Genomic DNA, 9,728 nt, shown 5'->3' with positions numbered 1-9,728 from the left:
GATCAAAACGTCACCGTGAAAGCGTCGCACCCAAGCATCGCCACACGTCCACGAGTGGCCCAGGTTGCTGATGCTCCGCCACTCCCAGCAGCCCATTCTATTTCGCCGATAATCTACATTATGTCAATCTAGGACTCGGGAAGCGGATTGGGGGCGACTTCGACCAAACTCGATTGGCAACGTTGCCTGCTCCCCTAAATGCCCGCCCCACTGTCCGAGCGCCAGTAAATCGCTAGCGCCGGCACACGAGGAACACGGTCGGACGGCGAAGTCCCGACTGAGAAAGTCGCCGGTTGCAACGGCTGGCAGCCGACCTATCGAAAACGGCATCTCACTGTGCGCGGAGCCTGTGCCAACCACAAGGTTAATCGGATATCTGCGCACAGTGGATCTATCCGGACTTCTACACCGGCGAGTTCGATGAACACACAAGCCTGGTCGCCAGACCGCCCTGCACCCCCGCTTCCGCCGCTTCCGCCGCTACCCGGATGATCACACCTCTCCCCCGGGTCCACCACGCCTGCCCGGCTTGCGGGCCTACGCTCCGCACCAAGGCAAAGCGGCGCCGGGATAAAGCCGGCAGGATCTGCGCGGCGCTCTGCGGACTTTGACTCACGCCGTATCAACCCATCCATCCCGCAGAGGGCTGAGTAGCCCCACGCTCGGAACTCCTGACCGCGATTTACGCCATAGGTACATCTATTCCACATAACAAAACCATAATTCCGCTACAGGAACTAGCCCAAGAGCGCCCAAACAGGACGGCGCCCAGGAGCTTGGCAGCTAGCCTGGCGGAGTACGTTCTGCATAGTCCTTGAGGGTTTGGAGGTGGTAAATCCAGCCCGCGCTGTGGTCGGCCGCGAGCGATTCACCGTCGGACAGGCCCGCAAAGCCGGATTCGCTCAGACGGACCAGTGCTCCGTTTCCGGCAGATTCAAAGGCGATCTCGACGAGAGTCGGGCGTTCCCAATCGTCTTCGCGCCAGGAGAATACAAGCCTGCGCCCGTCCACAACGTCTTCAACGACGCCCCTGGCCTGGAACATAACACCGTCCAGTTCCCAATGTTCGGTCAACAGCGAGCCTGCCACCGGCCAGAAGTCCATCTCCGGCCACCACTGGCCTTTTTCATGCACGAACACCGACCAGGCATGATCCGCAGAACATTCCAGCAACACTTCGGTCCGGATAACGTCGACTGACGGCATGTTGCTTGTTATGCCATACGTAAAGTCGATCTGCAATAGCCGCTGATCCGAAAAGTGCCCGCGGGACGTCCCGCTGCGCCCCGGACGAAGTCAGGCGGGCGGGGCCAGTTAGCGGAGAAGTACTGCGATTCCACTTGCGGCCGCGGCCCACAGCACGCTGGCAAAGGTTCCCAGAATGAACCGTTCTGCAGCGCCGGACTGGCCCAGTTCGGAGTAACGGCCCAAGCCTTTCACTGCCAGCACTACGGCCAGCCCTTCCGGCCAACCTGCCAAGAGGGTAGCTGAGATGGCGGTGCGCTCCAGAACGCCGATCCAGGCACCTCCCCGCAAGACCGGCTCCTTCTCCGCCTTCCCCCTGTTCTCCGGGTGTAAGGCGTTGAAGGACAACGAGAGGATGCTGACAGTCAAAGGCCCACCGCCGAAGGCGGCCGCGGCAACGGCGAATGCATAGACACCGGCTCCGAGGCCACCATCGCTGATGCTGGCCAGCAATGCCGCAACCCCTAGCCACAGAAGCGAAATGGCGCTAAGCGAATACAAACGGACGTTCCCGTTGCCTCGGAACCGATCCCCATACATAGGTACTGCAATGAGGGCAGCCAAGCACAGCAGAATCAGACTGGCGAGACTCACAGATCTGCACCTTCCAGGAGTGATTCTGCGACAGCATGAACCCTCCTCGATTCCTGCCACAACCCGCTCTGGAGCCTACTGGAGACGGCCTGCTGGCTGATCCCCAATTGACGGGCAATCTGCTGCTGCGTAAGCCCTTGGTCGCTGAGAATACCCGCCTCGACAGACATGGCACTGCGCTTCCGCGCAACGCAGACCAGCAACTGCAATAAAGCCTCTGCCTGTGCAGCCATCGCGCTCTGACCCGACACGGCGATATTTCCGGAAGCGTTCTTGGCAGCCGTCACTGCCGCGCGCGCCCGCTCGAATGCCTCTCCTGAGGCGGCACGGGTATTGGCTGGCAGAGGCTTTCGCACTTCGCCAATACCGATGCCAACACTCCACTGCCCGCTCACGGCCAATTCCATAGCGATGCTCAAGGTGACGGAGGCATCATCAATGAGACTTTGCATCTCATCCCCTGCCGTCCGGTCAAACGGGAGAACCAGCGGGCGCAGAGCATCTTTGTTAATCTCGTCCATGACCGGGCCCACCAGATCCTCCCGTGTCCTGGACTTTCGCTGATCAACCGTTAGTACATACATAACAAAGCCGAGTCCTTGTGAGCATATCAACAATGCTACAGCATTGTTAGTATGCCTACAAGGAAGGATCTGCCGAATGACTCACCAGCCCGATCGTGTTGCCTTCAGAGTCCTTAATGAACGCCATCCATTCGTCGCTGCCGGCGGGACCAAGCGACGGATCCTCGTGGCGGAAGATCAACCGCGGTTCCGCCACGACTTCGACACCGTCGTCCATCAGCCGGGCGACCGCGGCCTGCACATCCGGTACCAGCAGGTAGATGAGTGCAGAAGGCGCGCCCTTTTCCAAAAGCAATCTGACGCCGTCGAGCATGAAAAAGACCAGCCCCGGTGGGTCAAAAACGGCTGCTGCATCCTGCCGGAGCAAGTCGGCATAGAACCTCCGGGCCCGGTCGAGGTCCTCCGCATACTGTGCGACCTGTGTGATTTTCATCGTTCCTCCGGCTCCGCCCTGCCCCAGCCGCCGCCCGGAAAATGGCTTGGAGGGACGTAGGCTTGATTCGTGAAGACTTCTGCAATCGTTCCCCGGCAATCTACGGCCAGCATAGTCCTCGCTTTCGCGGGAGACGTTGCCTGCGTCGTCCTTTTTGCAGCGATCGGACGCGACACGCATGAACACGGCCTGGATCTGCCGGGAATCCTCCTGACCGCCGCGCCGTTCGCCGGCGGCGCTGCCATCGGTTGGCTCCTTAGCCGGGCATGGCGCGGACCGCTGGCCCTCTGGCCGGCCGCCGTCGTTATCTGGCTCTCCGCCGTCGCTTTCGGACTCCTCCTGCGCGGCCTAGCCGGCGGAGGACTGGCGATGTCGTTCCAGATCGTGACCCTGCTGGTACTAGGTGCCCTCATTGTCGGCTGGCGCTTGGTCGCGGCACTGGTCATGAAGATACGCAAAAGCCGTACCGTGGCATAACCTCGGTTGTAGGCATAAATGGTGCGATGAAAGGCAGCAATAGTGGTTACAGCGTTTGTACTCATCCAGACTGATGCATCCCGGATCCCGGAGTCCGCGCAGGAGATATCGGAGATCGACGGTATCAGCGAGGTCTACTCGGTTACCGGTGAGTGGGACTTGATCGCCGTTGCCCGGGTCACCAAGCATGAGGATCTTGCCGATGTGATCGCGGACCGGCTCTCCAAGGTCCAGGGCGTTCAAGCCACGACGACGCAGATCGCCTTCCGTGCCTATTCCCAGCATGATCTTGACGCGGCGTTCGCTTTAGGATTCGACCACTAGCTGCGCTCATGGGTGTGGGCCGGAGGACGTATCCTCCGGCCCACAACCATTTAATCCTGTCTCAGGACGGACGCTACTGGGTGACCTTGATCCAACGATCCAGTGCCGAGGCGGCATCCCCGCTGTCAATGGCTTCAACGGCTCGGGCGAGGCCCTTCGCCAGCCTTTCCTGAAGAGTTCCCTCGGCCGACTCATCCAGTGCGACCAACGCGGCAGCGGCGTTAAGAACGACGGCGTCACGCACCGGGCCGCGGTCTCCGGCCAGTGTGCGCCGGACTACTTCCGCGTTGGCAGCCGCATCTCCCCCGCGGAGGTCGTCGAGGGTGGCACGCGGGATCCCAAGATCGAGCGGGTCAAGCTCCGTTTCGATTACTTTACCGTCGCGGACCTCCCAGACCGTCGACGGGCCGGTGGTGGTGAGCTCATCGAGACCGTCCCCTCCCCTGAAGACCAGCGCCCGCTGCCCTCGGGTAGCAAGGACGCCGGCGATCAGGGGGGCGAGCCTGGCGTCGGCGACGCCGATGGCGGATGCAGTCGGATGCGCGGGATTGGTCATGGGACCCATGAAGTTGAATGCCGTAGCCACACCGAGCTCGCTGCGAACGGTACCAACGTACCTCATGGACGGATGGAACACCTGGGCAAAACAGAAGGTGATGCCAGCGTCGACGGCGGCCTGGGCCACCCTGTCGACGGGAAGATCCAGGCGCACGCCGAGGGCTTCGATAACGTCCGCCGACCCCGAAGACGAAGATGCAGCACGATTGCCATGTTTGACGATTCGTGCGCCGGCTCCTGCACATACGAGTGCGGCCATCGACGAAATGTTCACGGTGTTCTGCCGGTCGCCCCCGGTTCCGACGATGTCGAGCTTCTCGCCCGGTATGTCTATCGGTCGGGCATTGCTGACCATGGCATCGACCAAACCGGTCAATTCGTCGACCGTCTCGCCCTTCGCCCGAAGCGCCACCAGGAACCCGGCCATCTGCGCGTCGGTGGCTTCGCCGGCCATGATCGTGTTCATCGCCCAGTGAGTTTGCTCTCGACTGAGGTCCTCGCCGGCGATCAGCGCCGAGATCAGGACGGGCCATCGGAGGGCAGTCTGGGCATCACTAAAAGGGCTCACACACCTAGGTTATCTACGAATTGTAGAAACTGCCTGAATATTAACTTTGCCGACAATCCGCGGAATACCGGGGGCTGGGAACGATCAGGGCTCGCCACGCGTTCCGCTGCATTGGTGAACTGGGTGGATTTATAGACATAATGACTATGTGACAACTGCAACCCACGCCCCCAGTACCCCGGCGCATCCTACGCTGAACCGCCCAAACCTCGTTTCCGTCGGAACCGTCGTTTGGCTTTCCAGCGAGCTGATGTTCTTCGCCGGCCTTTTCGCTATGTACTTCACCCTGCGAGCCACCTCCCCTGAGATGTGGGCCGCCGAAACGGAAAAACTCAACGTTCCGTTCGCGTTGGTCAACACCATCGTTCTGGTAGCAAGCTCCTTCACCTGCCAGTTTGGTGTATTCGCGGCCGAACGCCTTCAGGCCCGCCGCACAGGCAGCCCCTTCAATATCGCCAGGTGGGGAATGGTCGAGTGGTTCCTGCTCACCTTCATCATGGGCGCCATCTTTGTATCCGTGCAGGCTTATGAGTACGCCATGCTCGTGTCGGAAGGAGTATCGCTTTCCTCCAACGCCTACGGCTCAGCGTTCTACATCACCACAGGCTTCCATGGCCTTCACGTCGCTGGCGGCCTGATCGCGTTCCTGCTGATCATCGGCCGTGCCTATATCGCGAAGAAGTTTGGGCACTTTGAAGCGACCTCAGCGATCGTTACCTCCTACTACTGGCACTTCGTCGATGTGGTTTGGATCGCACTGTTCATCATCATTTACTTCCTGAAGTAAGCCTTACTTGACTGTTCTTCTACGAAGGACAGAATTTCAAGAAGCTGCATTCGACGCACACGCACCACAGAGTTAGGAACCACGAAGTGAAGGCACTTTCGCAAAAGCGGCGACATCCGCTGGCGGCCATTGCCCTGTTGCTTATGGGTCTGCTGGTTACCGGCGGTCTTTACGCCGTAGCCGGTACGGTCAACGAGGCCCAGGCGACAACCACCACATACTCGGCACAGGACATTGAAGAGGGCGAAAAGCTCTTCGTGGCCAACTGTGCCACTTGTCACGGGTTGGGTGCAGTTGGCGCTCCGGAAGGTGCCCACGGAAACCAGGCAGGTCCCTCTCTGATCGGTGTCGGCGCGGCGGCCGTCGACTTCCAGGTTGGCACGGGTCGCATGCCGATGCAGATGACCGGCCCCCAGGCACAGCAGAAGCCCAAGCAGTTCACTGACGAACAGACCATGCAGCTGGCAGCCTACGTTGCCTCGCTCGGCGCCGGTCCGGCCGTTCCCGAAGAACAGTTTCTCGATGCCAGCGAAGGTGATCCCGCTGCCGGCGGCGAGCTGTTCCGAGTAAACTGCGCCATGTGCCACAACGCTGCAGCCGCTGGCGGTGCCCTCACCCGCGGTAAGTTCGCGCCGGCACTCGCTGGCGTGAGCGAGAAGCACATCTACGAAGCCATGGTTACCGGCCCACAGAACATGCCCGTCTTCAGCGATGCAAACATCTCCCCGGAAGGCAAGCAGGACATCATCGCCTTCTTGAAGACCATTGAAGAGCAGGGATCCCCCGGTGGTAATTCCCTTGGATCACTCGGCCCCGTTTCCGAAGGCCTGCTGATCTGGACAGCCGGCCTTGGTGTCATCATCGCCTTCACGATCTGGCTGACCCAGCGGTCATCCTGATCTCCTCCCGGGGGCCGGAGAGCCCCCGGAAAATTACTGAACACACGCACTTAGAATCTTTAGAGATATATCAAGAGAAGGATGAGAGGGATCATGGGCGACCATAGTCACGGCAGTCCGAAATCCTCGGGCACCGTTGCTACGGCTGGTCAGAGCGAAGTGGAGAAGTTCCAGGATCCTGGACTTCCGCCACACCGCCCGCGCCTTGCCGACAAGGATCCCCGGGCCGAAAAGCGTGCCGAGAAACAGGTTGCGATTCTGTTCGTAATCTCCATCATCGGTACCCTGCTTTTCTTCGTGGGATACTTTGCCATCCGTTTGGATGAGACCATTGCAACGCTGCGATTGCAGAACTTTTTGCTCGGTATGGGCACTGCCTTTGCCATGCTCGGAATTGGCGTAGGTATTGTCCACTGGGCAAAGACCCTGATGCCCGATCACGAGATCGCCGAAGAGCGTCACGCCGTCCGCACCGAAGAAGACCGCGTGATCGCGGAAACGATGGTCACGGAGATCATCGAGGAAACGGGCATCAAGCGCCGCCCGCTGATCCGCAACACGCTCCTCGGCGCCATGATTCTGGCGCCGCTGCCGGCCATCGGGATCCTGCGTGATCTCTCCGAGGATCTGAATCCCGACGTGCTAAGGCACACAATGTGGGACGCGGGAGTCCGTTTGACACGCGACCCTAGCGGCACACCGATCAGGGCGTCTGATGTCACGATCGGATCGGCTTTCCATGTGATTCCGGAAGGCCTGAACGAAGCTGAGCACAAGCTCGAGGAAAAGGCCAAGGCCGTCGTCCTGCTTATGCGCCTCAATCCGGAGGACCTCCATGTGTCCCCCGGCCGCGAAGACTGGAATTACAACGGCATCGTTGCCTACTCCAAGATTTGCACACACGTGGGATGCCCGGTCGCTCTTTACGAGCAGCAGACGCATCACCTGCTCTGCCCCTGCCACCAGTCAACGTTCGACCTGACCCAGGAATGCAAAGTCATTTTCGGTCCGGCGACACATGCCTTGCCTCAGCTGCCTATCAGCGTTGACGACGAGGGATACCTGGTTGCAACCAGCGACTTCCACGAACCCGTCGGACCGAGCTTCTGGGAGCGTGGATAGCCATGAGTGCTTCGACATCATCTGATACCTATCAGCCGAAAACCAGTCTTGGACGTGTCACCAACTTCGTAGATACGCGAGTTGGCGGTTCCTCCATCGTCAAGGAATTCGGCCGCAAAATCTTCCCGGACCACTGGTCGTTCATGTTCGGTGAAGTAGCGCTGTACACCTTCGTCATCCTGCTGCTGTCCGGGACGTTCCTGACGTTGTTCTTCGATCCCTCGATGGCAGAAACGCACTATGAAGGATCCTACGTCCCGCTCAAGGGTGTAGAAATGTCCGTCGCATATGCCTCGACCCTCGATATCTCTTTCGATATCCGCGGTGGGCTCTTTATGCGCCAGCTACACCACTGGTCTGCGCTGCTCTTTGTAGCGTCCGTATCGGTGCACATGCTTCGTGTGTTCTTCACCGGCGCCTTCCGTCGTCCGCGTGAGCTTAACTGGGTCGTCGGCTGCGTCCTCCTGATCCTGGCTCTGGCAGCTGGCTTCACCGGTTACTCCCTGCCGGATGACCTGCTCTCCGGCAACGGCCTGCGCATCATCGATGGAGTTATCAAGGCGATTCCGCTTATCGGTACTTACCTATCCATGCTGATCTTCGGAGGCGAATTCCCGGGCACTTCAATCGTGGGCCGCCTCTATGTGATGCACATCCTGGTGGTGCCCGCGCTGATTCTCCTGATGATCGCCATTCACCTGTTTATGGTTGTCGTCCACAAGCACACGCAGTACCCCGGTCCGGGCCGTACGGAAACCAACGTCGTCGGCTTCCCTGTTGGACCGGTCTACGCTGCGAAGGCTGGCGGTTTCTTCTTCATCGTCTTCGGTGTTGTCGCTGCCATCGCAGCGAACTTCCAGATCCTCCCGATTTGGGATTACGGCCCCTACGACCCATCCCCTGTTTCCGCCGGTACCCAGCCTGACTGGTACATCGGATTCGTGGACGGCGCGCTTCGACTGATGCCAGGTGTCATCGGCGGGTTCCCGTTTGAGTACGTGATCTTCGGCAATTTCACCCTGTCGCTGAACGTATTGCTCCCGGCCCTGGTGCCGGCAGGTATCCTATTCGGCCTCATGTTTGCGTGGCCGTGGATCGAGCGCTGGGTGACCAAGGACACCCGCGAGCACCACATCCTGGACCGTCCGCGCAACGCCCCGTTCCGGACCGCAACAGGTGTGGCCGGTGTGATCTGGTACTGCGTCATGTGGGCAGCAGCCAGCTCGGACCTCATTGCGACGCACTTCCTGGTGTCGTTGAACGACGTCACCTACTGGCTCCGTGTGCTGTTCTTCATTGGTCCGATCATCGGGTTCATCGTGACCCGGAGAATCTGCCTCGCCTTGCAGCGCAAGGATCGGGAAATCGTCCTCCACGGCCGTGAGACCGGACGTATTGTCCGGCTCCCCCACGGTGAATTCATCGAGGTTCATGAGCCGCTGAATGACTACAAGCTGCACCGTCTGGTCAGCTTCGAATCCCCAGAGGTCCAGCCTGCCGAGCCGGACGCTAATGGGAAGATCTCCGGCAAGGAGAAGTTGCGTGGGCGCCTGTCCCGCTTCTTCTTCGAGGATCGCGTTGCACCTGTGACGCCGGCGGAGCTCGTAGCTGCCCACAGCCACGGTGGCCACGACGAAATCGAAACTGCAAAGAGCAAGGCTGAAATCACCAGCCACTGATCTGCAACATCGTCGAGGGCGGCCCCGGACCACTGGTCCGGGGCCGCCCTTCGTTTTAGTGCGTGCGTCTGTGGTAAACAACTGCCAATGATTGGGCAGCGTGGATCAAGAGCCAGAGATTCTGGTCCCACACGCAGTTTTTCGCCGCTCGCCCAGATATTGAGCCATCTGCGAAGAACGACCAGATGGGCTGTGCCCGACAGGGAGGTGCCGCTGCACCTCTCTTCGCCGCCTCACGAGCGCAGGTAGCATGCGCTCACAGAGCCTTCCCTTAAGCCTAGGAGGCCCTTAGAACCGCTTCACGTTGTAGGAGCGCGGTGACCTTCCGCCAGGCCGCTGGAGGGGTACCCACAGCTTGTAGCGGTCTGCACGGTAATACGAGATCGAAAAGTCCGCCATCGTTCTCGATACATAGGCGTGGCGCTGAATCTTAAGCAGCGGGGCACCGATGTCGACGT

General features: G+C 60.0%; 11 protein-coding genes and 1 pseudogene. 6 read left to right on the top strand and 6 right to left on the bottom strand.

Annotated elements, in window-relative coordinates:
• Window positions 1–783: 783 nt before the first annotated feature.
• The 4 genes from RIF85_RS12700 to RIF85_RS12685 form a co-directional block, all read right to left on the bottom strand.
• Window positions 784–1,206 (bottom strand): SRPBCC domain-containing protein, encoded by a 423-nt coding sequence (locus tag RIF85_RS12700; RefSeq protein WP_309072267.1) that lies wholly within the window; start codon window positions 1,204–1,206, stop codon window positions 784–786.
• 108 nt (window positions 1,207–1,314) lie between these two features.
• Window positions 1,315–1,839: a hypothetical protein gene (locus RIF85_RS12695; protein WP_309072266.1), complete on the bottom strand. Its 525-nt coding sequence runs from the start codon at window positions 1,837–1,839 to the stop codon at window positions 1,315–1,317.
• Complete coding sequence (locus RIF85_RS12690; protein WP_309072265.1) at window positions 1,836–2,360, bottom strand: sigma factor-like helix-turn-helix DNA-binding protein; 525 nt, start codon at window positions 2,358–2,360, stop codon at window positions 1,836–1,838. Before RIF85_RS12690 ends, RIF85_RS12695 begins: the two co-directional genes overlap by 4 nt.
• A gap of 118 nt (window positions 2,361–2,478) precedes the next feature.
• On the bottom strand, window positions 2,479–2,856 hold the full coding sequence (locus RIF85_RS12685) for a VOC family protein (protein ID WP_309072264.1): 378 nt from the start codon (window positions 2,854–2,856) through the stop codon (window positions 2,479–2,481).
• 69 nt (window positions 2,857–2,925) lie between these two features.
• On the opposite strand from RIF85_RS12685, the gene RIF85_RS12680 reads away from it, so the two are divergent.
• Both RIF85_RS12680 and RIF85_RS12675 read left to right on the top strand, forming a co-directional pair.
• Window positions 2,926–3,333, top strand: a complete 408-nt coding sequence (locus RIF85_RS12680; protein ID WP_309072263.1) for a DUF3054 domain-containing protein — start codon at window positions 2,926–2,928, stop codon at window positions 3,331–3,333.
• Window positions 3,334–3,375: 42 nt separating this feature from the next.
• Window positions 3,376–3,657, top strand: a complete 282-nt coding sequence (locus tag RIF85_RS12675; protein WP_309072262.1) for an Lrp/AsnC ligand binding domain-containing protein — start codon at window positions 3,376–3,378, stop codon at window positions 3,655–3,657.
• A gap of 73 nt (window positions 3,658–3,730) precedes the next feature.
• Here the strand turns inward: RIF85_RS12675 and trpD are convergent, their stop codons facing one another.
• Window positions 3,731–4,783: an anthranilate phosphoribosyltransferase gene (trpD, locus tag RIF85_RS12670; RefSeq protein WP_309072261.1), complete on the bottom strand. Its 1,053-nt coding sequence runs from the start codon at window positions 4,781–4,783 to the stop codon at window positions 3,731–3,733.
• Window positions 4,784–4,931: 148 nt separating this feature from the next.
• Between trpD and RIF85_RS12665 the strand changes: the two genes are divergently transcribed.
• The 4 genes from RIF85_RS12665 (at window position 4,932) to RIF85_RS12650 (ending at window position 9,270) form a co-directional block, all read left to right on the top strand.
• The gene (locus tag RIF85_RS12665) at window positions 4,932–5,570 is read left to right on the top strand and encodes a heme-copper oxidase subunit III (RefSeq protein WP_309072260.1); all 639 of its coding nucleotides are present in this window, start codon (window positions 4,932–4,934) and stop codon (window positions 5,568–5,570) included.
• A gap of 86 nt (window positions 5,571–5,656) precedes the next feature.
• Complete coding sequence (locus RIF85_RS12660; protein WP_309072259.1) at window positions 5,657–6,469, top strand: cytochrome c; 813 nt, start codon at window positions 5,657–5,659, stop codon at window positions 6,467–6,469.
• Between the two features lie 93 nt (window positions 6,470–6,562).
• Entirely contained in the window at window positions 6,563–7,591 is a 1,029-nt protein-coding gene (locus RIF85_RS12655; RefSeq protein WP_309072258.1) for a Rieske 2Fe-2S domain-containing protein, read from the top strand.
• A gap of 2 nt (window positions 7,592–7,593) precedes the next feature.
• Window positions 7,594–9,270, top strand: coding sequence for a cytochrome b (locus RIF85_RS12650; protein ID WP_309072257.1), 1,677 nt, complete (start codon window positions 7,594–7,596; stop codon window positions 9,268–9,270).
• Window positions 9,271–9,558: 288 nt separating this feature from the next.
• Here the strand turns inward: RIF85_RS12650 and RIF85_RS12645 are convergent.
• Window positions 9,559–9,728, bottom strand: a pseudogene (locus RIF85_RS12645) (GntR family transcriptional regulator); the annotation flags it as partial.

This window comes from Arthrobacter sp., assembly GCF_031179385.1.
Taxonomy (GTDB): Bacteria; Actinomycetota; Actinomycetes; order Actinomycetales; family Micrococcaceae; genus Arthrobacter_D.
This window is presented reverse-complemented; position numbering and strand designations above follow the sequence as displayed.